The sequence below is a fragment of the Paracidovorax wautersii genome (genome assembly GCF_900113035.1).
Lineage (GTDB): Bacteria > Pseudomonadota > Gammaproteobacteria > Burkholderiales > Burkholderiaceae_C > Paracidovorax > Paracidovorax wautersii.
On sequence record NZ_FONX01000001.1, the window covers coordinates 496,388 to 521,944 of the forward strand.

A 25,557-nucleotide genomic window follows, 5' to 3' on the forward strand; every position below is an offset into this window, starting at 1 on the left:
CCACTCATCCCGATTGCGCTCCAACGCGATCCCCTGCGAGATCGTAAACACGTTCTGAGGCCGTTCCCGGACGGTCTCCGGGCGCGCCGCGCCGTGGGGGCACCTGCGGCGCAGGTATTCTTCGTCGCCATGCCTTCCCACTCCCCGCGCGCCCCCCTTCCCACCAAAGACCAGATCGCGCTGCTGCCGCCCTTCGAGGGCCTGGACCTCGGCCGCATCCGGCTGATCGACAACGACGCCGATGCCGAGGCCGCCCTGCGCGCCTTGATCGACCTGCCCGTGGTCGGCTTCGACACCGAATCCAAGCCGACCTTCGCGCGCGGCGACATTCCGGACGGCCCGCACCTGGTGCAGTTCGCCACGCTGGAAGGCGGCTGGCTGTTCCAGCTCAACACCCCCGGCTGCCGCCGCGCCGTGCAGGCCCTGCTGGCCTCGCGCAGCCTGGTCAAGGCCGGCTTCGGCCTGGACAACGACCGCAGCCAGCTGGCGCGCTCGCTGGGCGGGCCGGTCCATTCGCTGCTCGATGTGGACGGCGTGCTGCGGCGCCAGGGCTATCCCAAATCGGTGGGCGTGAAGACGGCCATCGCCCTGCTCTTCGGCCAGCGCTTCGCCAAGTCCAAGAAGATCGGCACCTCCAACTGGGCGCAGCCACGCCTCTCGGAATCGCAGCAGCGCTACGCCGCCAACGATGCCTACGGCGCGCTGCGGGTGTACCTGGCGCTGCAGGCTGCGGAGCCCTTGCAGCCTTTGAAGGAAGCGGTCGAGCCACCCGCGGCTCGGGCCCCACTTCCCTCGCGGGAGGCCACGGCCCGCAAGCCGCGCGAACCCCGGCAGGAACCCCGGACTGCGCCCGCGGCCGAGCCGCTGCCCCCGCCGCCGCCGGCCGCCGTGAAGCCCCCGGCAAGCGCGCTGCAGGTGCACCGGACGGTGCCGGTGCTGCCGGTCCACGACCTGGACAAGGCCTTGCGTTTCTACGGCGAGGTGCTGGGCTTCGCGGTCGATGGCGCGCACCGCCCGGCCGGGCCCGAAGCGCGGGACGATGCGCCCCGCCATGCCCGGGTCTCGCGCGCCGGCTGCGTGCTGCAGCTCTGGGAGCCGGCCGATGAGGACCCGGCCGGCTGCGCCACCGTGTTCTTCTACTGCGACGGGCTGGTCGCCTTCCACGCGGAACTCATCGCGCGGGGCCACGCCGTGATGCGGCCGGGCGTGGAGCAGGCGCCCGGCGGCGGCGACCTGATGACGGTGACCGACCCGTTCGGCAACCGGCTGCGCTTCGTGCAGGACTGAGGCCGCCTCGGCCAGCCGCTTCTTTTTTCATAGCAAACAGCGCTTGATGGACAAGCGCTGCCGCCTGTTTTCACCTCAAGGCGTCAGCCCTGGTGATCGGCGAAGCGCTCGAAGCAGGCCTTGAGCGCATGCTCCCAGGCGTGCTTGGCGGGCTGAGGCGCGAAGCTGGCCTCGAAGCTGTTGAAGGCCAGGTGGTAGGCGTCCTTGGCCGTGAGGGCGGGCACGGCCTCGAAGAGCTGCACGAAGTTGTCGTTGATGTAGCCGCCGAAGTAGGCCGGATCGTCCGAATTCACCGTCACCGCAAGGCCCGCATCCAGCAGCTGCTTGAGGTTGTGGTCGGCCAGGTCGGGGAACACGCGCAGCTTCTGGTTGGAGAGCGGGCACACGGTGAGCGCGATGCGCTCGTCGGCCAGCCGCTGCATCAGCGCCGCATCCTGCGCGGCCTGCACGCCGTGGTCGATGCGCTCGACCTTCAGCACGTCGAGCGCGCTCCAGATGTAGGCGGGCGGGCCCTCCTCGCCCGCATGGGCCACCAGGTGCAGGCCCAGCTCGCGGCAGCGGGCGAACACGCGGGCGAACTTCTCGGGCGGGTGGCCCACTTCGCTGCTGTCCAGGCCCACGCCGATGAACTTATCGCGCAGCGGCAGCGCGGCTTCCAGCGTCTGCAGCGCGTCGTCCTCGCTCAGGTGGCGCAGGAAGCACAGGATCAGCGCGCTGGAGATGCCCAGCTCGACCTCGGCATCCACGCAGGCGCGGTGCAGCCCGGCCACCACCACCTCGATCGGCACGCCGCGCGCGGTGTGGGTCTGTGGGTCGAAGAATATCTCGGCATGCAGCACGTTGTCGGCGGCGGCGCGCTTCAGATAGGCGCGGGCCATGTCGTAGAAGTCTTCTTCCTTCAGCAGCACGCTGGCGCCGGCGTAGTAGATGTCCAGGAAGCTCTGCAGGTCGGTGAAGGCGTAGGCGCTGCGCAGCGCCTCGACGTCCGCGTAGGGCAGCTGGACGCCGTTGCGCTCGGCCAGCGCGAAGATCAGCTCGGGCTCCAGCGAGCCTTCGATGTGGATGTGCAGCTCGGCCTTGGGCATGGCGCGCAGCAGCTCGGGCAGGCGCTTCGTGGGAATGACGGGGACCTTCATCAGCAGACTCCAAAGGTGATGCCGCTGGTCTTGAGATGGCGGCGGTAAGCGGATGATGCCTTGTCGGCGGCGGTATGCAATTCGGCGCGCAGGTCCAGCGGCAGGCGCTTGGGCATCTGCGACTCCAGCACCGGCTGGTCCTGCGTGAAGATGGTGTGCTGGAAGGCGCGCAGCTTCTCGTCGGGCGAGTCGAAATCCGCCACCGCGAGGCGGAACCACACGCGGCTGGTTTCGGGCGTGAGCGGGCAGATGTAGAGCGCGATGGACTCGCGCCAGCCTTCCACGGCGGTGGTGCCGGCCTCGGGCAGCTTGGTCAGCACGGCGGTGTAGGGGCCGGTCACCTCGTAGGTGTATTCGACCTGCGCGGCGGCGGTGGAATGCAGGTTGGACTGCGGCTGCCAGGCCTTGCAGCCGGTGGCGCGCAGGCCGGTGGGCGTGGGCTCGACCTCGTAGGCGTCGATGGCCGCCGCGCTGCGCGCGCCCAGCCAGCCTTCGTGCACGAAGCCGAAGTGCGACATGTCGAGGAAGTTCTCGATGATGCGCGGCGCGCTGGCGGCCACGTCGTAGGGGCCGCAGTTGAGCTTGCGCAGGCGCGCGTCGTCCTCGGCGGCGAAGGCGGGCTGTGGCAGCTCCGCCGCGTCCGCCGCAGGCGCGGCCAGCCGCACCCAGACCAGGCCATGGGCCTGCCGCACCTCGAAGGCGCCCGCCCGGTGGCCGGCCGGCGGCTGGAACTGCGGCAGCGCGGGCACGTGCATGCAGCGGCCGCCGCCCTCGAACTGCCAGCCGTGATAGGGACATTCGAGCCGGCCGCCTTCGACGCGGCCCAGCGAGAGGCGCGCGCCCCGGTGCGGGCAGCGGTCGGCGAAGGCGTGGATGGCGCCGTCGGCATCGCGCCAGAGCACCAGCGGCTGCTCCAGCAGCTGCGCCGCCAGCGGTGCGGCGGCGGGCACGTCGTCCACGCCCGCCACGGGGTGCCAGTGTTGTTGTTCGATCATCGTGGAAAGCCTCGAAAAGAGAGCTCAAAGGGAATCTGCCAAGAAAAAAGGCTGCCCGGACGGGGCAGCCTTCGTGCGGTGCGACCCGCAGGTCAGCGGGCCGCCCTGGGCGTCACTTCTTGTCGCCGCCGGGCACGTTGCCTTCCACGCCCTTGACGTAGAAGTTCACGCCGCCCAGGAACTTGTCGTCGGCCACGGCGTCCTTGGCGAGGATTTCCTTGCCGTCCTGGCCCACGATCGGGCCCTTCCAGATCACGAAGCTGCCGTCCTTCAGGCCCTTCTTGACTTCCTCGACCTTGGCCTTGACGTCGGCGGGCACGTCGTCGGCAATGGAGACCAGGTCGATCGCGCCTTCCTTCACGCCCCACCAGCTCTGGCCGGTGGTCCACTTGCCGTCCATCACGTCACGCACGGCCTTGATGTAGTACGGGCCCCAGTTGATGATGGACGAAGCCAGGTGGGCCTTGGGGCCGTAGGCGGTCATGTCGCTGTCCCAGCCGAAGGCGCGCTTGCCCTTTTCCTGCGCGGTCTTGAGCACGGCGGGCGAATCGGTGTTCTGGAACAGCACGTCGGCGCCGCCGTTGATCAGCGAGGTGGCGGCTTCGGTTTCCTTCGGCGGGCTGAACCATTCGTTGACCCACACCACCTTGGTCTTGATCTTCGGATTGACCGACTGCGCGCCCAGCGTGAAGCTGTCGATGTTGCGGATCACCTCGGGGATCGGCACCGAGCCCACCACGCCCAGCGTGTTGGTCTTGGTCATGGCGCCAGCGATGATGCCGGCCATGTAGGCGCCTTCGTAGGTGCGGCTGTCGTAGGTGCGCACGTTGGGCGCGGTCTTGTAGCCGGTGGCGTGCTCGAACTTCACGTCGGGGAAGTCGGGGGCGATCTTCTGGATCGACTCCATGTAGCCGAAGGTGGTGCCGAAGATCAGCTTGTTGCCCTGGGTGGCCATGTCGCGCAGCACGCGTTCGGCGTCGGCCGATTCGGGCACGCTTTCGACGAAGCTGGTGACGACCTTGTCGCCGAACTCCTTCTCGACCGCCTTGCGGCCGTTGTCGTGCGCGAACGACCAGCCGCCGTCGCCCACCGGGCCGACGTAGGCGAACGCGACCTTCAGCGGCGCATTGGCGGCGGCAGCAGCCGAAGCGGCCGGCGCCGGAGCGGCGGCGGGCGCTGCAGCCGGCTCTTCCTTCTTGCCGCAGCCCACCAGGGCGGCAGCGGCCACGGCGGACAGGGTGGCTGCCTGGAGGAAGGATCGTTTGGTCAGTTGGGTCATGGCTTCTCTTTTCTAGGAAGGTCGGAAGGAAAAAACGAACGGGCGCACGGAATCGGGCGGCGGATTATGAGCCGGCGTGGAAAGGCTTGCCCAGCGAAGCCGGCATGTTGGCGCGGATCCAGGCCGGGTTGCGCGAGATCAGCGCCAGCACCACGATGGTCGCCACGTACGGCAGCATGCTGAGCAGCTGGCTGGCCACCTGCACGCCCGAGGCCTGCAGGTGGAACTGCAGCATGGTCACGCCGCCGAACAGGTAGGCACCCAGCAATACCCGTGCCGGCCGCCAGGTGGCGAAGGTGGTGAGCGCCAGCGCGATCCAGCCGCGGCCGGCCACCATGCCCTCGACCCAGAGCGGCGTATAGACGGTGGAGATGTAGGCCCCGGCCAGCCCGCAGAGCGCGCCGCCGGCCATCACCGCCATCAGGCGGATGCGCCGCACCGGGTAGCCCAGCGCATGGGCCGATTCGGGCGATTCGCCCACCGAGCGCAGCACCAGGCCGGCGCGCGAGCGGTAGAGGAACCAGATCAGCGCGCCCGTGAACGCCATGGTCAGATAGACCAGCGGGTGTTGCCGGAAGAGCGCCGGGCCCACCAGCGGCAGATCGCCCAGCACGGGAATGGCGTACTGCGGCAGATCGGGCACCTTGGCCTGCACGTAGCTGATGCCCGCGAAGGCCGAGAAGCCCACGCCGAAGAGGCTGAGCGCCAGCCCGGTGGCGTACTGGTTGGTGTTCAGCCAGATCACCAGCACGCCGAAGACGCCGGCCATCAGGGCTCCCACCACCATGCCGGCGGCAAAGCCCAGCCAGGTGTTGCCGGTGTGGACCACGGTGGCGTAGCCGGCGATGGCGGCGCAGAGCATCATGCCCTCGGCCCCCAGGTTGACGATGCCGGCCTTCTCGTTGATGAGCAGGCCGAGCGCGGCGATGGCCAGCACGGTGCCGGCGCTGAGCGTGGCGCCCAGCAGCAATGCGTAGGACTCCATCAGCGGGCTCCTGCAGAAGAAGAGGCGGAAGCGCGCGCGCCGACCCAGCGCACGCGGTAGGCGATCAGCGTGTCGCAGGCCAGCAGCGTGAACAGCAGCAGGCCCTGGAACACGCCGGTGAGGGACTTGGGCAGGCCCAGGCGCGACTGCGCGAGCTCGCCACCGATGTAGAACATGCTCATCAGGATGGCCGAGAACACCATGCCCACCGGATGCAGCCGCCCGACGAAGGCGACGATGATGGCCGCGAAGCCGTAGCCGGCCGGCACGAACGGCGTGAGCTGGCCGATGGGGCCGGCCACTTCCAGCGCGCCCGCCAGGCCCGCGGCGCCGCCGGAGATGAGCAGCGCCGTCCAGAGCGCGCGGCGCGAGGAAAAGCCCGCGTAGCGCGCCGCCGCAGGCGCCAGCCCACCCACCTGCTGGGCGAAGCCGGCGCGGGTGCGGAACAGGAACACCCAGAGCGCACCCGCCGCGGCCAGCGCGATGGGCAGGCCGATGGTCAGGCGCGAGCCCTGCATCAGGCGCGGGATCTGCGTCACGCGCTCGAAGGTCTTGGTCTGCGGGAAGTTGTAGCCCATGGGGTCCTTCCAGGGGCCATAGACCAGATAGCCCAGCAGCAGCGTGGCCACATAGACCAGCATCAGGCTGACCAGGATCTCGTTGGCGTTGAAGCGGTCGCGCAAGAGCGCGGTGATGCCCGCCCAGAACATGCCGCCCAGCACGCCGGCCATCAAAATGGCCGGCACGATCCAGGGGCCGGTGGTCTTGTCGGCCATGAGGGCGATGCCGCCCGCGGCCACCGCGCCGATGACGAACTGCCCTTCGGCGCCGATGTTCCAGACGTTGGAGCGGAAGCACACGGCCAGCCCCAGCGCGATGAGCAGCAGCGGCGTGGCCTTGACCATGAGTTCGCCGAAGGCATAGACCGACTTGACCGGCTCCCAGAAGAAGAGCTGCAGGCCGCGCACCGGGTCCTTGCCCAGCGCGGCGAAGAGCGCCACGCCGATCAGCACCGTGATGGCCAGCGCCAGCAGCGGCGAGCCGTAGGTCCACCAGCGCGAGGCCTGGGGACGCAGTTCGAGCTTAAGCATGGGCCACCTCCCCTGCCTGGGCCTGGCTCTGGATCTGGCCCAGGTGCGACTGCACGTCGGCATGCCAGAGGCCGCTCATCCATTCGCCGATGCGCTCCACCGTGGCGTCCTGCCGGTCGATGGAGGGCGACAGGTGCCCCTTGGCCACCACGTGCAGGCGGTCGCTGATCTCGAACAGCTCGTCGAGCTCTTCGCTGAGCACCAGCACGGCGCAGCCCGCGTCGCGCAGGGCCAGGATCTCGCCCCGGATCTGGGCGGCGGCGCCCACGTCCACGCCCCAGGTGGGCTGGGAGACGATCAGCAGCTTGGGGTTGGCGTCGATCTCGCGGCCCACGATGAACTTCTGCAGGTTGCCGCCCGAGAGCGAGCGCGCCGCCGCGTTTGGGCCGCCGGCCTTGACGCGGAAGCGCTCGATGATGGAGCGCGCATGGTCGGCCAGCGCGCCGGTGCGGATCCAGCCGCCCGCGCCCACGCAGTTGCTGCGCGTGAGCAGCAGGTTGTGCGCCAGGCCCATGGTGGGCACGGCGCCGCGGCCCAGCCGCTCTTCGGGCACGAAGTGCAGGCCCAGGGCGCGGCGCTGGCGCGGGTTCAGCCGGCCGGCCGGCTGGCCGCCCACCTGCACCATGGCCGGGTGGGCGCGCTGGTCTTCGCCGGAGAGCGCGTAGAGCAGCTCCTTCTGGCCGTTGCCGGAGACGCCGGCAATGCCCACCACCTCGCCGGCGCGCACCTCGAAGTCCAGGTCGGTGAGATCCACGCCGAACGGGTCGGTGCGCGGCAGGCTCAGGGCCTGCACGCGCAGCACGGTGCCGCCCAGGCGCGCGGGCCGGTGCGACAGGGCCGGCGGCTCGGCGCCGATCATCAGGCGCGAGAGCGAGGCGTTGGATTCCTCGGCCGGGTTGCACACGCCCGTCACCTTGCCGCCGCGCAGCACCGTGCAGGCGGTGCAGAGCGCGCGGATCTCGTGCAGCTTGTGGCTGATGTAGAGGATGCTGCAGCCTTCGCTGGCCAGCTTGCGCAGCACCACGAAGAGCTTTTCGACCGCCTGGGGCGTGAGCACCGAGGTGGGCTCGTCGAGGATGAGCAGCTGCGGCTGGGTGAGCAGCGCGCGGATGATCTCCACGCGCTGCATCTCGCCCACGCTCAGCGTGTGCACGGGACGCTGGGGGTCGATGTCCAGGCCGTATTCGGCCGCCGTGGCGGTGATGCGCGCGGTCACCTCGGCCAGCGTGAGGCTCTTGTCCAGCCCCAGCCAGACGTTCTCGGCCACGGTCAGCGTGTCGAACAGGCTGAAGTGCTGGAACACCATGGCGATGCCCAGCGCCCGCGCCTCCTGCGGGTTGCGGATGTGGACCGGCTGGCCGTTGAAGTGGATGGCGCCCTCGTCGGGCTTGACGGCGCCATAGATGATCTTCATCAGCGTGGACTTGCCGGCGCCGTTCTCGCCCAGCACCGCATGCACCTCGCCCGGCCGCACGGTGAGCGAGACGCCGTCGTTGGCCACCACGGCCGGATAGCGCTTGGTGATGCCCGACAGCTGCAGGCGCGGCGGCGCGGCGCCGGCGCCGCCGGGGTCTGCGGCGGAAGGGGAAACAGAAGGATTCATGGGGGGCGATTGTCTATTAAGTTCTGCGTGAATCCAGGCAGCCGAAACCCGCACTCCGCGCTGGCGGAGCGGGCGCGGCCAGCTATTTATTTCGTAGCGAGGCAGCCACCGTCTTGACGCTCTCGCGCAGCCAGAGCGCCGCGGCCGAATGGTGCGACCGGGCATGCCAGAGCTGGTAATACATGAGGCGGGGAAAGGGCACGGGGCATGGCAGCACGGCCAGCGGCAGCCGCTCGGTGAAGCGCTCGCAGAATTGCCGGCCGGTGGTCAGCACAAGCAAGCTGGATGCCACCATGTCCGGAATCAGGCTGAAATGCGCACAGCGGGCCGCGATGCGGCGGGCCAGGCCCAGCGAATCGAGATGCGCGTCGATCACGCCGCGCGCGCCTGGGTGGGTGGGCGTGGGCGCGATGTGCTCGGCGGCCAGCCATTCCTCGGCCGTCCAGCCGCGCCGCGCCGCCGGGTGGCCGGCCGCCACCAGGCAGACCACCTCGTCGCCGAAGAGCCGGGCCATGTGCAGGTCTTCGGGCGGCTGCGGCCAGTTGCCGATGACCACGTCCACCTCGCCCTGCTCCAGGTGCGCGTGGTAGTGCGCGTCGCCCGACAGCGGCAGCACCTCCACCGCACAGAGCGGCGCCTCGGCCTTGATGCGGGCCATGAGGCGCGGCAGGAAGAGCGGGTCGAGATAGTCGCTGGCCGCGATGCGGAAGGTGCGCGTGTCGGTGCGCGGATCGAAGCCGCGGGCGTCGGAGAAGAGCGCCTCGGCCGAGCGCAGGATGACGCCGGCCGGCCCCACCATGCGCAGCGCCGCGTCGGTGGGCTGCATGCCGGCGCCCGAGCGCACCAGCAGCGGATCGCCCGCCAGCCCGCGTAGCCGGCGCAGCGCAGCCGACACCGCCGGCTGGTGCATGCCCAGCCTGACGGCGGCCTTGGAAACACTGCGTTCGGTTAGCACGGTATGCAACACCCTGATGAGATGGAGGTCAATCTTGTCGAAGAGGGCTTGGTCTCGCATACCGGGTGCTGCATTCCTGTCATACGGCGGCGCGTATGCCGCTGCGCGCCGGCTGCCGCAGCATGGCGTAGGCAGGCGCGCCGGGCGGCAGGCTGCCGCCACCATGGCTTTTTCGGGGGGTGGCGGCAACTGTACACCGCAGGCGCGCCGCTTCCGATTGCGCTTTCCACGGTGGCGCCGCCGCTCGGCACGCCCTATGCTTTGATGCAAGACCTCATTACCGAAGAAGAATCCAGCCCGCGCCATCCCGGCGCGCCTGCGGCACCCTCACCACGCATGACCAAGACACCCACCCGCCCTCTTCGCTTCATCCGCCGCGGCCAGCCCCAGGTGCTGCACGGCGTGCCGCCCGACCGCACCCTGCTGGAGGTGCTGCGCGAAGACCTGGGCGCCACCGGCACCAAGGAAGGCTGCGGCGAAGGCGACTGCGGCGCCTGCACCGTGGTGCTGGGCGAGGCGCGCGGCGGCCAGGTGCACTACCAGGCCGTCAACAGCTGCATCCGCCTGGCGCACTCCATCGACGGCATGGCGCTCTGGACGGTCGAGGACCTGGCGCACGACCCGCTGATCCAGCCGGCCGCCACCGACGCCGGAAGCGCCCAGTCCGGCGACCAGCCCATGCTGCACCCCGCGCAGGAGGCCATGGTGGAGTGCCACGGCTCGCAATGCGGCTTCTGCACGCCCGGCTTCGTGATGAGCCTCTTCGGCATGTACCAGAACCACGTCTGCCACGGCAGCGGCATCGACCGGGCGCTCGCGGCCGAGGCGCTCTCGGGCAACCTCTGCCGCTGCACCGGCTACCGGCCCATCCTCGATGCGGCCGAGCGCATGCAGCAGCTGCCGCCCATGCAGGTGGACGAAACCGTGCTGCTGCAGGAACTGGAGCACATCGCCTTCGAAGGCAAAGGGCTGCAGGCCGATGCGGCCTATATCGCCCCGGCCACGCTCGAAGACCTGCTCGCCGCCCGCGCCGCCCACCCCGGCGCCCAGGTGGTGGCCGGCGCCACCGACGTGGGCCTCTGGATCACCAAGCAGCACCGCCGCTTCGCCCAGTTCCTGGACGTGACCCGCGCCGCGCCGCTGCGCCGCATCGACGAGGCCGGCGGCATGCTGCGCATCGGCGCCGCTGCGTCCCTCACCGACGCCTTCGATGCGCTGCGCGCCCGCTGGCCGCAGCTGCACCGCTTCGCCGCGCGCTTCGCCGGGCTGCCGGTGCGCAATTCGGGCACCCTGGGCGGCAACGTCGCCAACGGCTCGCCCATCGGCGACTCCATGCCGCTCTTGATCGCGCTGGGCGCCCAGGTGGTGCTGGCCCGCGTGGGCGGCGAGCGCTCGCTGCCGCTCGAAGAGCTCTACACCGGCTACCGCCAGAACGTGATGGCGGCCGACGAGCTGCTGGTACGCATCGACGTGCCCCTGCCCGCGCCCACCGGCCGGCTCGCGGCCTACAAGGTCTCCAAGCGCTTCGACGACGACATCTCCGCCGTGTGCCTGGCCCTGCACCTGCACATCGAGGGCGGGCAGATCCAGTCGGCCCGTATCGGCGCAGGCGGCGTGGCCGCCACGCCGGCCCGGGCGCGCAAGACCGAGGCCGCCCTCGCCGGCCAGCCCTGGTCGGCCGCCACGCTGCGGCATGCGGCCAGCGTGCTGCAGGCCGAGTTCAGCCCGATCTCCGACATGCGCGCCAGCGGCGACTACCGCCGCGCCGTGCTGGGCGCGCTCATGGAGCGCTGCTGGCTGGAAAGCCCCGAGGCCCGGGCGGAAGGTGGAGGCGAAGACAAAGCGCAGCCCATCTCGCTGGACCAGCTGCGGGGCCCGCTCTGCGGCCCGGCCTCCACGCAGGCGGAGGTGACGGCATGAACACGCACGCCACCCCCATCAGCCGCGACGCAGACGGCGCCACCGAAGCCGCCCGCGCCGACGCGCACGGCGCTGCCGGCGCCCACACCCCGGCCCGCAGCGCGCCGGCCCGCGAGAACGCCATGGGCCGCTCGCACCCGCACGAAAGCGCCCGCGCCCAGGTCGCTGGCCTGGCGCACTACATCGACGATCTGCCCGAGCTCAAGGGCACGCTCTACGCCGCCCCCATCCTCTCGCCCGTGGCCCACGGCCGGCTGAACGCGGTGCGTACCGACGCGGCGCTGTCCCTGCCCGGCGTGCGCGGCGTGGTGCTGGCGGCCGACGTGCCGGGCGACAAGCTGCTGGCCGCCTTCGCGCACGACGAACCCGTGTTCGCCTTCGACACGGTGCAGCACGTGGGCCAGGTGGTCGGCCTGGTGGTGGCCGAATCGGTGATGCTGGCGCGCCGCGCGGCGCGGCTGGTGACGCTGGACATCACGCCCCTGCCCGCCGTGCTCACCGTGCAGGCCGCCATGGCCGCGCAGAGCTATGTGCTGCCGCCCGTCTTCGTGCGCCGCGGCGATGCCGGGGCCGCGCTGGCGCGCGCCCCGCACCGCCTGCAGGGCAGCTTCGAGGTCGGCGGGCAGGAACACTTCTATCTGGAAGGCCAGATCGCCTACGCCGTGCCGCTGGAGCAGCGCCAGTGGGCCATCCACTCCAGCACCCAGCACCCGGGCGAGGTGCAGCACTGGGTGGCCCACGCCCTGGGCCTGGACAACCACGCCGTGCGCGTGGAATGCCGGCGCATGGGCGGCGGCTTCGGCGGCAAGGAGACGCAGGCCGGCCACCTGGCCGTGTGGGCCGCCGTGGCCGCGCACAAGCTGGGCCGCCCGGTCAAGCTGCGGCTGGACCGCGACGACGACTTCATGGTCACCGGCAAGCGCCACCCCTTCGCCTACGAATACGAGGTGGGCTATGGCGACGACGGCCGCATCCAGGGCCTGAAGCTGCAGATGGCCGCCAACTGCGGCTTCTCGGCCGACCTCTCCGGGCCCGTGGCCGACCGCGCCGTGTTCCACAGCGACAACGCCTACTTCCTCGAAGACGTGGAGATCGCGTCCTACCGCTGCAAGACGAACACGCAGAGCCACACGGCCTTCCGCGGCTTCGGCGGGCCGCAGGGCGTGATCGCCATCGAGGCCATCCTGGGCGACATCGCCCGCGCCCTGGGCCGCGACGCGCTGGACGTGCGCATGGCCAACCTCTACGGCACCACCGATCGCAACGTCACCCACTACCAGATGCCGGTGGAAGACAACATCCTGCCCGATCTGCTACCAAAACTGGAGCAGATAGCCCAATACCGGCAAAGGCAGGCGGCGATTTCGGCCTGGAACGCGGGCAGCCCGGTGCTCAAGCGCGGCCTGGCCATCACGCCGGTCAAGTTCGGCATCAGCTTCACCGCCACGCTTTTCAACCAGGCCGGCGCGCTGGTCCACGTCTATACCGACGGCAGCGTGCAGGTGAACCACGGCGGCACCGAAATGGGCCAGGGCCTGCACACCAAGGTGGCACAGATCGTGGCCGACGAGCTGGGCGTGCCCATGGAGCGCGTGCTGGTCACCGCCAGCGACACGGCCAAGGTGCCCAACGCCAGCGCCACGGCCGCTTCCAGCGGCACCGACCTGAACGGCCGCGCCGCGCAGTTCGCCGCGCGCCACGTGCGTGACAACCTCGCGGCCTTCGTCTGCGGGCTCGACGGCTGCGGCGCGGGCTCGATCCGCTTCGAGGGCGGGCGCGTGATCTCGCCCACCACCGAACGCGCCTGGAACGACGTGGTGCAGGCCGCCTACGCCAACCGCATCCAGCTCTGGAGCGACGGCTTCTACCGCACGCCCAAGATCCACTACGACAAGGCCACGCTCACCGGCCGGCCCTTCTACTACTTCGCCTACGGCGCGGCCTGCACCGAAGTCGCCATCGACACGCTCACGGGCGAGTCGCGCGTGCTGGCGGTGGACATCCTCCACGACGTGGGCCGCAGCATCAACCCGGCCATCGACATCGGCCAGATCGAGGGCGGCTTCGTGCAGGGCATGGGCTGGCTCACCACCGAAGAGCTGGTCTGGAACGCCGAAGGCAGGCTCGCCACCCACGCGCCCAGCACCTACAAGATTCCGGCCACGGGCGACGTGCCGGCGCACTTCAAGGTCCAGCTTTGGCCCGAAGCCAACCGCGAAGACAACGTGGGCGGCAGCAAGGCCGTGGGCGAACCGCCCTTCATGCTGGCCATCAGCGTCTATGAGGCGTTGCGCAATGCCGTGGCCGCGGCGCGCCCGCCGGGCGGGCAGGCCGCGCCCGTGCGCCTGCAGGCGCCGGCCACGGCAGAGCAGGTGCTGCGGTCGCTGGGCCGGCTGGGCTAGCAGGGCTGGCCCGGCGGCTCAGGCACAGACTCAGTCCCGGGCCGGCTGGCCCCAGACCTGGTTGCGCCCGCGCCGCTTGGCCTCGTAGCAGGCCATGTCGGCGGCGCGCAGCAGCTGGGTCACCTGGTCTTCGCCGGCCGTGCCGGCCTCCCGCGCCACCAGGCCCAGGCTGGCGCTGACGAAGAAGCTGCGCCCCGCATACGAAGGCTCCCAGGCCGCGATGGCGGTGCGGATCAGCTCCGCGATCTCGTGGCCCCGCGCCCGCGAACACGCCGGCAGCACCACGGCGAACTCGTCGCCGCCCAGGCGCGCCGGCCAGCCCACATGGCGCACCTGCTCCTCGATGAGCCGCGCCACATGCCGCAGCACCTCGTCGCCCGCATCGTGCCCGGCCTGGTCGTTCACCACCGTGAAATGGTCCAGGTCCAGGAAGAGCACGACCAGCGTGCCCAGCTCCGCCCCGCCCTGGCCGGCCGCGCGCACCGCCGTGGCCGTGCCGGGCTGCAGCAGCTGCTGCGCGCCCATCAGCTCGCCCAGCCGTTCGACGAAGGCCTCGCGGTTGAGCAGCCCGGTGAGCGGATCGTGCCCCGCCACCCAGCCGCGCAGCTGGCGCGAGCCGCGCTCGGCCGTGATGTCCTCCAGCAGCCAGACGGTGCCGACCGCCTGGGCCTGCGCCGCCGATCCCGCAGGCCGGTGCGCCAGCACCCGCGCCCAGACGGGGCTGCCGTCCTTGCGCAGGAAGCGCACGTCGCCGTCGAAGCAGCCGTGCGCGATGAAGGCCGCCCGCACCCGCTGCAGCCACTGGGCGTATTCGGCGGGGCTGGCGTGCAGGGCCTGGGCCGGCAGGCCGTGCAGCTCGGCCGGCGCATAGCCCAGCATGCGCGCGGCATGCACGCCGGCCACGTCCAGCACGTCGCCGCGCGCAATGACGATGCCCACCGGCGCATGCGCCAGCACCGCCTCCAGGCGCGCGGCGGTCACGGCCGCATCGCGACGGTCCTGCCAGCGCTGGGCCTCCATCTGGGTGCAGACGCGCACCAGGGCATCGACCTCCCCGCGCGAGCGCGGCCAGATCCGGGCCGCCGCGCCCCGGCCGGCGCCGCCGGCTGCGTCGTGGTTCGCCACATGCGCGTTCAGCATGCGCTGGGCGCAGTGGCTCAGCTGCGACAGGGGCCGCGCCATCCACAGCATGGCCGCGCCGGACAGGAGCGCGATCGCCAGCACGCCGCCGCCCGCCATCCACCACGCGCCGCGCTGCGCGCCCTCGTCGGACGCGGCCAGCATGCCCGCGTCGCTCACCCGCGCCACCATCCACTGGGGCAGCGGCACGCCGGCCATGCTGACGACGTGGCCCGCCTCGCGGTCGGTGAAGGCGCGTCCGGTCAGCGGCTGCTCCATGCGCTGCCAGCGCGCATAGGCCAGGGCCAGGCCGGGCTCGTCTCGCACATGGCCCAGCACGCGTTCGCGCTGCGGGTGCGACAGGATCACGCCGTCGCGCGTGAAGACGATGAGCCGCGAATCGTCGCGGGCCGGCATGGCCATGGACTGCGGCAGCAGGCCCTGGGACTGCAGCCGCAGCACCCCGGCCAGCGCGCCCGTGACGGCGCCTTCGCCCTGGCGCAGCGGCATGGTGAACATCACGCGCGCATCGCCCGGCGTGGTGCCGATCAGGTCGGACACGAGCGGCCGGCCGTCCACCAGGGTGCGCACCAGGTAGTCGCGCTCGGCCGGGTCCAGCGCCGAGGCCTGCTGCAGCCGGCCGGACTGCAGGTTGACGCTGAGCTGCCCGTCCTTGCGCGCGATCTGCATGGCGTCGAAGAAACGCGCCGCCGGCAGGCCCTGGCGCACCAGACCTTCCAGCGACGCGGGGGCATCGAGCAGGCCCGGCGCGATGCCTTCGGCCACCGTGGCCAGCACGCGCTGGCTCTGCTCGATCTTGCTGGCCAACAGGCGGGCCACGGTCTCGACCTCGTCGTTCTGCTGGTGCACCAGCCGCTGCAGCGCCGCCTGGCTGGCGGCCTGCGACACCAGCCAGGCCGCGCCGCCGCCGGCCAGCAGCACGGCGATCACCGCCAGCGCGACCAGCTTGGCGATCAACGCGCCGGGCAGCAGCCCGCCGGGGCCGTCGTCCGGCACGGTGTCGAAGGGGTCTTCATGGAAGAAGCCGGCCACGCCCGCGGGGCGGGTGGCGGGCGCCGCCGCGGCCGCTGGCGGTGTCATGCCTGCCCCCGGGAAGAGCTGGCATCGGCAGGCGCGGGCGGCGGGGCGCAGGACATGGGGGCGGGGGCGGCTGGGCAGGTGGATGGCGGAGGGAGTTCCGCCGGTTCCATTGCAATATACGCAGCGCCATCGACCGCCCGGGTGCGGGGCAACCCTCAGGAATCCGCCAGGAAAACCCTGACCTGCAGGCCCTCCTCCGGCCTGCGCGGCCAGCCTCTCATCAGCAGCCGGCCACCTGCTGCAGCGCACCTGGCTGGGGCAGGTTCAGCACATTGCCGGTGCCTGCGATGAGGCCGTGCTCGCGCAGATGGCGCAGCACGCGCGAGAGGGTTTCGGGCGCGATGCCCAGCTGCGCGGCGATGAGGCGCTTGCGCAGGTGCAGGGTGACGCGCAGGGCGCCGTCGTCGCAGGGCTGCGCATGCTGCAGCAGCCACTGCGCGCAACGCGCTTCGGCGTCCTGCGCCAGCCGGCTCACGGCCAGCTCGGTCTGCCGGAAGTAACCTGCGGCCAGGCTGCGCACCAGGTTCTGCGCGTCCGAGGGCAAGGCCTGCACGCTGCGCTGGAAGGCCTCGATCGGCACGCTGCGCAGCTGCACGCGCGTGTCCGCGACCATGTCCACCACGCAGGGCTGGTCCACCAGCGCGCTGGCGGCGTCCAGCCAGGCCGGCCCTTCCACCACGCCGAGCTGGTGGCGCAGCAGGCCGTCCTCGCGCAGGCCCAGCAGCACGCGGCCGCTGTCCAGGTGCAAGACGCAGGCGGGCCGCTGGTGGCGCTGGCGCAGCAGCTGGCCGGCAGCCACCACCTCGACGCCGTCGAAGGGTCCAAAGAAATGATCGGGAGACATGGCCCGACTGTGCAGGCGCACCCCGCAGGCCGTGTTGAGCGAAGTCAAAGCCGCTGCAGCCGGTGCCGCGCAGGCAGGCCGTGCGATGGGCCCGTTCTGGCTCCCGGGAGTCGTAAAACAGACACATACGGCACGGAGCTTGCTTGCGACCATTGCAATTGGATACGTCTTCGCATCCAATCCGGGAGCCGCCGCCAGCCCATGGCCGAGCGGCGCGAAATCCACGACCTCCGGGCCGACCGCCTCGGCCCCCCCACCACCTGCAGGAAGAACCCATGAAAAAAACCCTGATCGCCGTCGGCGCCGCCCTGGTGTGCGGCGCAGCCGCCCATGCGCAAAGCTCCGTCACGCTGACCGGCCTGAGCGACCTCTACGTCGGCTCGATGAAGATGGCTGGCGACGCGAACCGCCGCTCCGTGGTGAACAGCGGCGGCATGACCACCTCGTGGTTCGGCTTCAAGGGCACCGAAGACCTGGGCGGCGGCCTGAAGGCGAACTTCCAGCTGACCTCGTTCCTGCAGAACGACACCGGCACGCAAGGCCGCTTCCAGGGCGACACCTTCTTCTCGCGCGATGCCAACGTCAGCCTGTCGGGCGGCTTCGGCTCCGTGCTGCTGGGCCGCTGGATGGCGCCCAACTTCCTGCCCTCCGTGATCGGCAACCCCTTCGGTGATTCGTTCACCTTCTCGCCCCTGATCCTGCACAAGGACGTGCCCCTGTTCAACGGCTCCGGCTGGCGCGCCATGACCCCGGCCGACACCGGCTGGTCCAACCAGATCGCCTACACCACGCCGACCTACAACGGCCTGTCGGCCAACATCCAGTACCAGTTCGGCGAGCAGGCCACGCAGAACAGCAAGCGGAACGTCGGCGCCAACTTCTTCTACTTCGGCGGCCCGCTGACCCTGACCGGCTTCTACGAGAACGCCGACGTGACCAACCCCGCCGCCACCACGCTGCTGCCCAACAACCAGAAGTACTGGATGCTGCTGGGCGCCTACGACTTCGGCATGGTCAAGCCCTACCTGAGCTACGGCGAGAAGAAGATCGCCGACGCCTTCAGCACCAAGGGCAAGACGCTGCAGGTGGGCGCCTCCGCGCCCGTCGGCAGCACCGGCAAGCTGCTGGCCGAATGGGTCAAGACCGAGTGGTCCACGCCCGACGTGAACCGCAAGACCTTCACCATCGGCTACGACCACTTCCTGTCCAAGCGCACCGACCTCTACGCCGTGGTGATGAACGACAAGATCACCAACCAGACCAGTGGCACCAGCCTGGGCCTGGGCATCCGCCACCGCTTCTGATGGCGCGGGCGGCCTCTGGGCTGCCCCTCTCTGCAAAAAGGCACGCCGGAGCGATCCGGCGTGCCTTTTTTCATGGGCTTTTGCGGCGCAGCGCGCATGCAGGCTGCGCAGTGCGCTATTCAATCAATAGCGCGCGGAAGTCGTTCACGTTGGTGTGCGTGGGCCCGGTGACCAGCAGGTCGCCCAGCGCGGCGAAGTAGCCGTAGGCGTCGTTGCGGTCCAGGTGGTCGGCCACGCGGCGCTCGGCCGCGGCGGCGCGCGCCAGCGTGTCGGGCGTGACGAAGGCGCCGGCGTTGTCTTCCACACCGTCGATGCCGTCGGTATCGGCCGCCAGCGCCCACACGCCCGGCTGGCCCTGCAGCGCCTGCGCCAGGCCCAGGCAGAACTCGCCGGCACGCCCGCCGCGGCCGCGCTCGGCGCCCTCGCGGCGCGGGCGCACGGTGACAGTGGTCTCGCCACCGCTCAGGATGATGCAGGGCCGCGCGAAGGGCTCGCCATGCAGCGCCACGGCCCGGGCCAGCGCGGCATGCACGCGGCCCACCTCGCGCGATTCGCCCTCCATCTCGTCGCTCAGGATGTGCGCCGTCCAGCCGGCCTCGCGCGCCGCCTGGGCCGCGGCCTGCAGCGACTGCCGGGGCGTGGCGATCAGCTGCACGGCATGGCCGGCGAAGAGGGCATCGCCGGGCTTCGGGGTTTCGAGCGCGCCGCTTGCCAGCCGCTCGCGCACGGCCTCGGGCACCTCGATGCGGTAGCGGCGCAGGATGTCCAGCGCGTCGGCGCAGGTGCCGGCATCGGCCACCGTGGGGCCGCTGGCGATCACCGAGACGTCGTCGCCCGGCACGTCGCTGATGGCCAGGGTCACGACCCGCGCCGGCGCGCAGGCCGCCGCCAGCCGCCCGCCCTTGATGCGCGAGAGATGCTTGCGCACGCAGTTCATTTCGGCGATGCCGGCGCCGCTTTCCAGCAGCGCCTGGTGGATGCGCTGCTTGTCCGCCAGGCTCAGGCCCTCGGCCGGCAGCGTCAGCAGCGACGAGCCGCCGCCCGAGATCAGGCACAGCACCAGGTCCTGCGGCGTCAGGCCCTGCACCAGTGCGAGCATGCGCTCGGCCGCCTGCAGCCCGGCCGCGTCGGGCACCGGGTGGGCGGCTTCCACGAGTTCGATGCGCTCCGGCAGTCCGGCCGGGCGCGGCGGCACATGGCCGTAGCGCGTCACCACCAAGCCCGAGAGGGGCGCATCCGCCGGCCAGAGCGCCTCCACGGCCTGGGCCATGGCGCCGCCGGCCTTGCCCGCGCCGATCACCACCGTGCGCCCGCCGGGCGGCGGCGCGGGCAGGTGCGCGCCCAGCGTGTGCAGCGGCTGCGCGCTGCGCACGGCGGCCTCGTAGAGCGAGCGCAGCAGCTCGCGCTGCGGCGCCGGGGCGGCGCGGGTGGAATCGGGGGCGGGAGCCGCGGCGGGCGGCGGACAGGCGTTGGCGGGGTGCAGGGCAGGCATGGGCCGATTGTGCAGTGCCGCGCTGCGGAATGCCGGTGGACCATCCGAGACGCAGCACGCAATGTCACGCACCCGTCATCGTTTCGTCTTATGGTCGGCACTCCCCTTTGCACCGGCAGCATCATGGACCTCTTCGCGCGGGAGCGGCATGGCGCCGCCCTGGATTTTCTATCCCCCGCAGCGCGGCAAGGCTGCGGCCCCCTCGCACAGCTGATGCGCAGCAGCTTGCTGCATTGCGTCTTCCAGCCCCTGGCCGACCTGCGCGAAGGCTCGATCTACGCACACGAGGCCCTGATCCGCGGCCCCCACGGCGGCTCCCTGCACCTGCCCGACGCCCTGCTGGCCAGCGCCCGCGAAGAAGGGCTGCTGCAGGACTTCGAGATGCTCTGCGTGGTCATCGCGCTGCAGCAATGGGGCCGCCAGGGCAGCGCGGGCCGGCTCTTTTTGAACATCAGCGCCGACACCCTGGTGCGCGCCGTGGCCTTCTGCGGCGAAGGCCTGCTGGGCAGCAAGGTGCGCAGCCTGGGCGTGGCGGCGCGCATGCTGGTGGTCGAGATCACCGAGCACGAACGCGTCTCCGACATGCCCCGGCTGCTGCGCGCGCTGCGCGCCGTGCATGCCTGCGGCGCCCGGCTGGCGCTGGACGATTTCGGCGACGGCCATTCGAGCCTGCGCCTCTGGGCCGAGGTAAAGCCCGACTTCGTGAAGATCGACAAGTACTTCGTGCGCGACATCGCGGTCCACCCCGAGAAGCTGCAGATGCTGCAGGCCATCAAGGGCATCGCCGAGGTGTTCGGCACCACGCTGGTGGCCGAGGGCATCGAAACCGACGAAGACCTGCGCGCGCTGCGCGACCTGGACATCCCCTACGGCCAGGGCTACCTGCTGGGCCGCCCGGCCCCGGCGCCGCGGCTGCTCATCGAAGAAGCCGCGCACCGGACGCTGCTGGACCGCCGCGTGGCCGTGCTGCCGCACCAGACGCACGCCGCGCGGCCGGGCATCCTGCGCAACCTGCTGGTGGTGCATGCGCCCACCGTCACGCCCGACACGCACAACGACGAGGTGGCGCGCCTCTTCAGCACCCATACCGAACTGCACGCGCTGGCGGTGCTGGAGGGCACCCGCCCGGTGGCGCTCATCAACCGCCAGCAGTTCATGAACCACTACGCCACGCTCTACTTCCGCGAGGTGCACGGCCGCAAGCCCTGCGGCACCATCGCCAACCACGCGCCCCGCGTGGTCGAGCTGGACTGCGACGTGGACCAGCTGGTGGGCATCCTCACCTCGCAGGACCAGCGCTACCTGAACGATGGCTTCATCGTCACCGACAACGGCCGCTACGTGGGCCTGGGCACCGGCGACCAGCTGGTGCGCAGCGTGACCGAGGCGCGCATCGAGGCCGCGCGCCACGCCAACCCGCTCACCTTCCTGCCCGGCAACATCCCCACCAGCCTGCACATGCAGCGCCTGCTGGACGGCGGCGCCGAGTTCGTCGCCTGCTATGCCGACCTGAACCACTTCAAGCCGTTCAACGACCACTACGGCTACTGGCGCGGCGACCAGATGATCCGCCTGCTGGCGCGGCTGGCCATGTCGCACTGCGATGCGCAGCGCGACTTCGTCGGCCATGTGGGCGGCGACGACTTCATGCTGCTCTTCCAGAGCGTCAACTGGCTGCAGCGCTGCCGCGACCTGCTGGCCGACTTCAACCGCCAGTCGCTCGAACTCTTCGATGCCGAGGCCCGCGCCGCCGGCGGCATCTGGGCGGAGGACCGCCACGGCGTCAAACGCTTCTTCGACTGCACCACGCTGTCCATCGGCGCGGTGCGCATCGCGCCGGGCCACGTCCAGCATGCCGAAGAGGTCGCCAACCTCGCCGCGCTGGCCAAGCACGAAGCCAAGCTCTCGCCCAGCGGCATCGTCTGCCTGCCCGCCTCCGCCATGCAGGCCGGCCGGCCGCTCTGGACCGAGGCACCGCCCGCGGCTGCGGCGGCTCCCGCCGCCCTGCCCCACAGCATCGTCAAGGGCCTGGCGGCCTGAGGGACACGCAGGAGTCCCTGCGTACGGGCGCCACCTAAAATCACCTGGTGAACGCCCCATTGCCCCTGCCCCGCCGCCCCATCCGTGACCTGCCCGACGAGCTGATCAGCCAGATCGCCGCGGGCGAAGTGGTCGAGCGCCCCGCCTCCGCCGTGCGCGAGCTGGTGGACAACGCGCTCGATGCCGGCGCCCGCCAGATCACCGTGCGCCTGCTGGCCGGCGGCGTGCGCCTGATCGCCGTGGAGGACGACGGCGGCGGCATTCCGCAGGAAGAGCTGCCCGTCGCCCTGCGCCGCCACGCCACCAGCAAGATCACCAACCTGCACGACCTGGAATCGGTCGCCACCATGGGCTTCCGGGGCGAGGCGCTGGCCGCCATCGCCTCGGTGTCGGAAATGGCCCTGCTCTCGCGCACCGCGCAGCAGGCCAGCGCCTTCCTGCTCGATGCGCGCAGCGGCGAGCTGCGCCCTGCCGCCCGCAGCGTGGGCACCACGGTCGAGGTCAAGGAACTCTTCTTCTCCACGCCCGCGCGGCGCAAGTTCCTCAAGACCGACGCCACGGAGCTGGCCCACTGCATCGAAGCCGTGCGCCGCCACGCGCTGGCCCGCCCCGACGTAGGCTTCGCCATCTGGCACGAAGGCAAGCTGGTGGAGCAGTGGCGCGCCACGCTGGCCGCCACCGCAGATGCGGACGACGCCGACGACGCGCTGCAGCAGGCCCTGGCCCGCCGCCTGGCCGACGTGCTGGGCGAAGACTTCCTCACCGAATCGGTGCCGGTGCGCCACCGCATGGGCGCCGTCACCGTCACCGGCCGCGCGGGCCTGCCCGATGCGGCGCGCTCGCGGGCCGACCAGCAGTTCTGCTATGTCAACGGCCGCTTCGTGCGCGACAAGGTGCTCACGCACGCGGCCCGCAGCGCCTACGAAGACGTGCTGCACGGCCAGAAGCAGCCGGTGTATGCGCTCTATGTCGAGATCGACCCGCTGCGCGTCGATGTGAACGTGCACCCGACCAAGATCGAGGTCCGCTTCCGCGACAGCCGCGAGGTGCACCAGGCCGTGCGCCACGCGGTAGAGAACGCCCTGGCCGCACCGCGCGCCCAGGCGCTGGCGCAGGCGGCGGCTGGCGCCTCCTCTTCCGGCGACGCAGCGCCGGCCTCGGGCCTGGGCGTCGGCGTGCCGACGTTTTCAGTGCCGAATCGCCCCGCAGCGCCCTATCCGCAAGCGCAGAGCGCTATCAAATTCGATGAGCGCCCGGGCCACAAGGTGTCCGACCTGCAGGCGCTCTGGGGCACGCCTTCGCCGGCGCCCTCGGCCTTCGGTGCCGGCCCCGCGCCGCAGCCGAGCTTCATGCCTGCAGCCTCCGCGACCCTGACCGATCCCGCAGCCCCATCCGGCGCCGAGCCGCTCGCCATGCCGCCCGCGCAGGCCTGGGGCACGGCCGCCGCACCGGCCCCTGCCGAGCGGGAACAGACACCCGCCGCCGAGGCCGCCACCTGGCCGTTGGGCCGCGCCGTCGCGCAGATCCACGGCGTCTATATCCTGGCCGAGAACGCCCAGGGCCTGATCGTGGTGGACATGCATGCCGCGCACGAACGCATCGTCTATGAGCGCCTGAAGGCCCAGGTGGACGGCGCGGCGCGCATCGCCAGCCAGCCGCTGCTGATCCCGGCCACCTTCGCCGCCACGCCCGAGGAAGTCGCCACGGCCGAGGCCCAGGCCGAGACGCTGGAGATGCTGGGCCTGGAGATTTCTCCCTTCTCGCCGCGCACCCTGGCCGTGCGCGCCGTGCCCACGACCCTGGCGCAGGGCAACCCGGTGGAGCTGGCGCGCAGCGTGCTGGCCGAGCTGGCCGCGCACGACGCCAGCACCGTGGTGCAGCGCGCGCGCAACGAGATCCTGGGCACCATGGCCTGCCACGGCGCAGTGCGCGCCAACCGGCGGCTCACCATCGACGAGATGAACGCGCTGCTGCGGCAGATGGAAACCACCGACCGCTCCGACCAGTGCAACCACGGCCGGCCCACCTGGCGGCAGCTCAGCATGAAGGAGCTGGACGCGCTCTTCCTGCGCGGCCGTTGAGGGGCGGATAGGCCGGCCAGCCTCAGCCGGCCTGCCGGCCCGCCAGGGCGGGCCCGGCGCTCCTCAATCGTCGCGGGCGGCCCTGGCCTGATCGGGGAAGTCCGAGAACACGCCGTCCACGCCCAGCGCGAAGAAGCGGCGGTATTCGGCCTTGGGGTCGCCCCGGTAGTCCGAAGCCAGCCGCCTGGCTTCGCTGCGGAAGGTGTAGGGGTGCACGAAGAGGCCCGCATCGTGCGCGTTCGCCACCACCTGCGTGGGCGCCATCAGCACGCGGTCGCTTTCATCGATGCGGCCGTCGCCGTTGAGGTCGTCGGGCCTGCCGTCGCGGTTGTCGTCCAGCAGGCGCGTGGGAATCAGGTAGGGCTTCCAAGGCCCGATGCCGTCGGCATAGGTCTTCACTTCCTTCAGGCCCGCGGGCGTGAGCAGGCTGGCGAAGGTGCGGCTGTCGCCCGCGACGGCGAAGTCGTAGGGCTTGTCGTAGGGCGCGGTCAGGTCGATGCTGCCGTCGGGGTTGACGTCGTTGGCATCCACCAGCTGCACCAGCCGCAGCTGCGTCTTGCCGCGCAGGTACTTGAGGTTGGACACCTCGAACGACTGCAGGATCACGGGCGAATCCTTGGCCGTGTAGCCGTACTGCGCGAGCGTGGCCAGCAGGCGGTCTTCGAGCGGCAGGCCCAGGCGGGCGTGGTAGGTGGGGTGCTTGGTCTCGGCATAGACGCCCACCGTGCGGCCCCGGCGCTGGCCTTCGCTGCGGGCCAGGTCCAGCACCTCGTTGAACGTGGGGATCTGGAAGCGGCCGTTGAACGACTGGTCGCGCTCGGCCAGCGGCTGCACGGCGCGCAGGGTCTTGATCTCGGCGAGCGTGAAGTCGGAGGCGAACCAGCCCTCCTCCGTCACGCCATCGACCACCTTCCTGGTCTTGCGGCTGGCGAATTCGGGGCGGGTGGACACGTCGGTCGTGCCGGTGATGTTGGGCTCGTGGCGGGCGATGAGCACGCCGTCCCGGGTGGCGACCAGGTCGGGCTCGATGAAGTCGGCCCCCATCTCGATGCCGCGGCGGTAGCCCTCCAGCGTGTGGTCGGGCAGGTAGCCGGCCGCGCCCCGGTGGCCGATCACCAGGGCCTTGCGGCCATCCAGGGTGGGCGCCCCATCGTTGCCGCCGCAGCCGGCCAGCAGCGCGGCCGCCGCCAAGGCCGCCAGGGCCACCAGGGCGTTGGAAGAACTTATCGTCGCAGTGAGTCGCATGGAGATCACCTTTCTGGATACTTTCGAGGGGAGGCCGCTCTGGCTGGCACAGGCCAGGTCGCCGTCACGGGCGCTCACGCACTCTGCGGCGATTCGATGACGGACACAAGACAGATTCACGCCAATCCAGTGCGGTCAATTGCACCAATGAAGTGCAATCCAACCACAAAAAGCTCCAACATGGTGCGATGACACGCACGCAGCGGGAAGCACAATCACCGGGCTCCGCACCCGCCTCTGAACACCATGACCCTGCACTACCTGGAATTCGACTACAGCGAAGACGATGACGGCATCGCCACCTGGGACGCCATCGCCCATGTGGCCAGCGCCCAGGTGCCAGCCTGGGAGGCCGAAGTGGTCGCCGTGCTGGACTGGGCCCATGCCGAATTCCCCGGCCAGCAAGGCCCATGGGAAGACGGCGGCACCTGGGACTTCGACCTGCAGCACGAGCCCGGCGACGGCAGCGCGCTGCAGCCACTGCGCTACGACGCCGCATCGCGCCGCCTGCTGCCGGCCGTGGGCGGCGCCGCTGGCGAGCGGCACTCGCTCACCTTCTCCCTGAGCGGCACCGAAACCTTCGCCGAGGCCTTCCGGCAGCGCTTCAGCCCGGCCTGACATGTGCCGGCGCTGCCGGCATCGCAAGCGCTGCGGGCCGCCCTGGCCGCAGCCCGCCAT

The 25,557-nt window shown here is 71.1% G+C and carries 18 protein-coding genes; 7 read left to right on the forward strand and 11 right to left on the reverse strand.

The window, feature by feature from the left end; all coding sequences use genetic code 11:
* Nucleotides 1–129: 129 nt before the first annotated feature.
* On the forward strand, nucleotides 130–1,287 hold the full coding sequence (locus tag BM070_RS02130; protein ID WP_092937104.1) for a glyoxalase superfamily protein: 1,158 nt from the start codon (nucleotides 130–132) through the stop codon (nucleotides 1,285–1,287).
* An 83-nt stretch (nucleotides 1,288–1,370) separates the two neighbouring features.
* On the opposite strand, the gene BM070_RS02135 is transcribed toward BM070_RS02130, so the two are convergent.
* From BM070_RS02135 to BM070_RS02165, 7 genes are all read right to left on the reverse strand, one after another.
* The gene (locus BM070_RS02135) at nucleotides 1,371–2,426 is read right to left on the reverse strand and encodes an adenosine deaminase (RefSeq protein WP_092937313.1); all 1,056 of its coding nucleotides are present in this window, start codon (nucleotides 2,424–2,426) and stop codon (nucleotides 1,371–1,373) included.
* A complete protein-coding gene (locus BM070_RS02140; RefSeq protein ID WP_092937105.1) occupies nucleotides 2,423–3,418 on the reverse strand; it encodes an aromatic ring-hydroxylating dioxygenase subunit alpha in 996 nt (331 codons plus the stop codon). The genes BM070_RS02135 and BM070_RS02140 overlap by 4 nt, the downstream gene beginning before the upstream one ends.
* Nucleotides 3,419–3,530: 112 nt before the next feature.
* A complete protein-coding gene (locus BM070_RS02145; protein ID WP_092937107.1) occupies nucleotides 3,531–4,697 on the reverse strand; it encodes a BMP family ABC transporter substrate-binding protein in 1,167 nt (388 codons plus the stop codon).
* 64 nt (nucleotides 4,698–4,761) lie between these two features.
* Nucleotides 4,762–5,682 carry an ABC transporter permease gene (locus BM070_RS02150; RefSeq protein ID WP_092937109.1) on the reverse strand — a complete coding sequence of 307 codons (921 nt, stop codon included), beginning with the start codon at nucleotides 5,680–5,682 and terminating at the stop codon, nucleotides 4,762–4,764.
* A complete protein-coding gene (locus BM070_RS02155; protein WP_092937111.1) occupies nucleotides 5,682–6,773 on the reverse strand; it encodes an ABC transporter permease in 1,092 nt (363 codons plus the stop codon). The genes BM070_RS02150 and BM070_RS02155 overlap by 1 nt, the downstream gene beginning before the upstream one ends.
* On the reverse strand, nucleotides 6,766–8,376 hold the full coding sequence (locus BM070_RS02160) for an ABC transporter ATP-binding protein (protein ID WP_092937113.1): 1,611 nt from the start codon (nucleotides 8,374–8,376) through the stop codon (nucleotides 6,766–6,768). Before BM070_RS02160 ends, BM070_RS02155 begins: the two co-directional genes overlap by 8 nt.
* Nucleotides 8,377–8,458: 82 nt before the next feature.
* Nucleotides 8,459–9,391, reverse strand: coding sequence for a LysR family transcriptional regulator (locus BM070_RS02165; protein ID WP_092937115.1), 933 nt, complete (start codon nucleotides 9,389–9,391; stop codon nucleotides 8,459–8,461).
* 276 nt (nucleotides 9,392–9,667) lie between these two features.
* Between BM070_RS02165 and xdhA the strand changes: the two genes are divergently transcribed.
* Both xdhA and xdhB read left to right on the forward strand, forming a co-directional pair.
* The gene (gene xdhA / locus BM070_RS02170) at nucleotides 9,668–11,251 is read left to right on the forward strand and encodes a xanthine dehydrogenase small subunit (protein WP_092937117.1); all 1,584 of its coding nucleotides are present in this window, start codon (nucleotides 9,668–9,670) and stop codon (nucleotides 11,249–11,251) included.
* Nucleotides 11,248–13,653 (forward strand): xanthine dehydrogenase molybdopterin binding subunit, encoded by a 2,406-nt coding sequence (gene xdhB / locus BM070_RS02175; RefSeq protein ID WP_092937119.1) that lies wholly within the window; start codon nucleotides 11,248–11,250, stop codon nucleotides 13,651–13,653. The genes xdhA and xdhB overlap by 4 nt, the downstream gene beginning before the upstream one ends.
* A 30-nt stretch (nucleotides 13,654–13,683) precedes the next feature.
* On the opposite strand, the gene BM070_RS02180 is transcribed toward xdhB, so the two are convergent.
* Together BM070_RS02180 and BM070_RS02185 are read right to left on the reverse strand one after the other, a co-directional pair.
* Nucleotides 13,684–15,873: a sensor domain-containing diguanylate cyclase gene (locus BM070_RS02180; protein WP_092937121.1), complete on the reverse strand. Its 2,190-nt coding sequence runs from the start codon at nucleotides 15,871–15,873 to the stop codon at nucleotides 13,684–13,686.
* 220 nt (nucleotides 15,874–16,093) lie between these two features.
* Entirely contained in the window at nucleotides 16,094–16,717 is a 624-nt protein-coding gene (locus BM070_RS02185) for a Crp/Fnr family transcriptional regulator (protein WP_092937123.1), read from the reverse strand.
* A 275-nt stretch (nucleotides 16,718–16,992) separates the two neighbouring features.
* On the opposite strand from BM070_RS02185, the gene BM070_RS02190 reads away from it, so the two are divergent.
* Nucleotides 16,993–18,021, forward strand: a complete 1,029-nt coding sequence (locus BM070_RS02190) for a porin (protein WP_092937124.1) — start codon at nucleotides 16,993–16,995, stop codon at nucleotides 18,019–18,021.
* A gap of 115 nt (nucleotides 18,022–18,136) precedes the next feature.
* On the opposite strand, the gene BM070_RS02195 is transcribed toward BM070_RS02190, so the two are convergent.
* Nucleotides 18,137–19,513 carry a glycerate kinase type-2 family protein gene (locus BM070_RS02195; protein WP_092937126.1) on the reverse strand — a complete coding sequence of 459 codons (1,377 nt, stop codon included), beginning with the start codon at nucleotides 19,511–19,513 and terminating at the stop codon, nucleotides 18,137–18,139.
* A 213-nt stretch (nucleotides 19,514–19,726) separates the two neighbouring features.
* Between BM070_RS02195 and BM070_RS02200 the strand changes: the two genes are divergently transcribed.
* Both BM070_RS02200 and mutL read left to right on the forward strand, forming a co-directional pair.
* On the forward strand, nucleotides 19,727–21,553 hold the full coding sequence (locus BM070_RS02200; RefSeq protein WP_245785068.1) for an EAL domain-containing protein: 1,827 nt from the start codon (nucleotides 19,727–19,729) through the stop codon (nucleotides 21,551–21,553).
* A 47-nt stretch (nucleotides 21,554–21,600) separates the two neighbouring features.
* Nucleotides 21,601–23,634 carry a DNA mismatch repair endonuclease MutL gene (gene mutL / locus BM070_RS02205; protein WP_092937130.1) on the forward strand — a complete coding sequence of 678 codons (2,034 nt, stop codon included), beginning with the start codon at nucleotides 21,601–21,603 and terminating at the stop codon, nucleotides 23,632–23,634.
* A 63-nt stretch (nucleotides 23,635–23,697) separates the two neighbouring features.
* Here mutL and BM070_RS02210 read toward each other — a convergent pair whose 3' ends face one another.
* Complete coding sequence (locus BM070_RS02210; RefSeq protein ID WP_092937132.1) at nucleotides 23,698–24,879, reverse strand: glycerophosphodiester phosphodiesterase; 1,182 nt, start codon at nucleotides 24,877–24,879, stop codon at nucleotides 23,698–23,700.
* Nucleotides 24,880–25,125: 246 nt separating this feature from the next.
* Between BM070_RS02210 and BM070_RS02215 the strand changes: the two genes are divergently transcribed.
* On the forward strand, nucleotides 25,126–25,497 hold the full coding sequence (locus BM070_RS02215; RefSeq protein ID WP_092937134.1) for a hypothetical protein: 372 nt from the start codon (nucleotides 25,126–25,128) through the stop codon (nucleotides 25,495–25,497).
* The last annotated feature ends 60 nt before the right edge of the window (nucleotides 25,498–25,557 follow it).

Coding starts and splice junctions, on each gene's coding strand:
- BM070_RS02195 (WP_092937126.1), bottom strand. CDS start 19,513: ATGCCTGCCCTGCACCCCGCCAACGCCTGTCCGCCGCCCGCCGCGGCT.
- BM070_RS02160 (WP_092937113.1), bottom strand. CDS start 8,376: ATGAATCCTTCTGTTTCCCCTTCCGCCGCAGACCCCGGCGGCGCCGGC.
- xdhB (WP_092937119.1), top strand. CDS start 11,248: ATGAACACGCACGCCACCCCCATCAGCCGCGACGCAGACGGCGCCACC.
- BM070_RS02165 (WP_092937115.1), bottom strand. CDS start 9,391: ATGCGAGACCAAGCCCTCTTCGACAAGATTGACCTCCATCTCATCAGG.
- BM070_RS02145 (WP_092937107.1), bottom strand. CDS start 4,697: ATGACCCAACTGACCAAACGATCCTTCCTCCAGGCAGCCACCCTGTCC.
- BM070_RS02210 (WP_092937132.1), bottom strand. CDS start 24,879: ATGCGACTCACTGCGACGATAAGTTCTTCCAACGCCCTGGTGGCCCTG.
- BM070_RS02200 (WP_245785068.1), top strand. CDS start 19,727: ATGCGCAGCAGCTTGCTGCATTGCGTCTTCCAGCCCCTGGCCGACCTG.
- BM070_RS02185 (WP_092937123.1), bottom strand. CDS start 16,717: ATGTCTCCCGATCATTTCTTTGGACCCTTCGACGGCGTCGAGGTGGTG.
- BM070_RS02180 (WP_092937121.1), bottom strand. CDS start 15,873: ATGACACCGCCAGCGGCCGCGGCGGCGCCCGCCACCCGCCCCGCGGGC.
- BM070_RS02130 (WP_092937104.1), top strand. CDS start 130: ATGCCTTCCCACTCCCCGCGCGCCCCCCTTCCCACCAAAGACCAGATC.
- BM070_RS02190 (WP_092937124.1), top strand. CDS start 16,993: ATGAAAAAAACCCTGATCGCCGTCGGCGCCGCCCTGGTGTGCGGCGCA.
- BM070_RS02150 (WP_092937109.1), bottom strand. CDS start 5,682: ATGGAGTCCTACGCATTGCTGCTGGGCGCCACGCTCAGCGCCGGCACC.
- BM070_RS02215 (WP_092937134.1), top strand. CDS start 25,126: ATGACCCTGCACTACCTGGAATTCGACTACAGCGAAGACGATGACGGC.
- BM070_RS02140 (WP_092937105.1), bottom strand. CDS start 3,418: ATGATCGAACAACAACACTGGCACCCCGTGGCGGGCGTGGACGACGTG.
- BM070_RS02155 (WP_092937111.1), bottom strand. CDS start 6,773: ATGCTTAAGCTCGAACTGCGTCCCCAGGCCTCGCGCTGGTGGACCTAC.
- xdhA (WP_092937117.1), top strand. CDS start 9,668: ATGACCAAGACACCCACCCGCCCTCTTCGCTTCATCCGCCGCGGCCAG.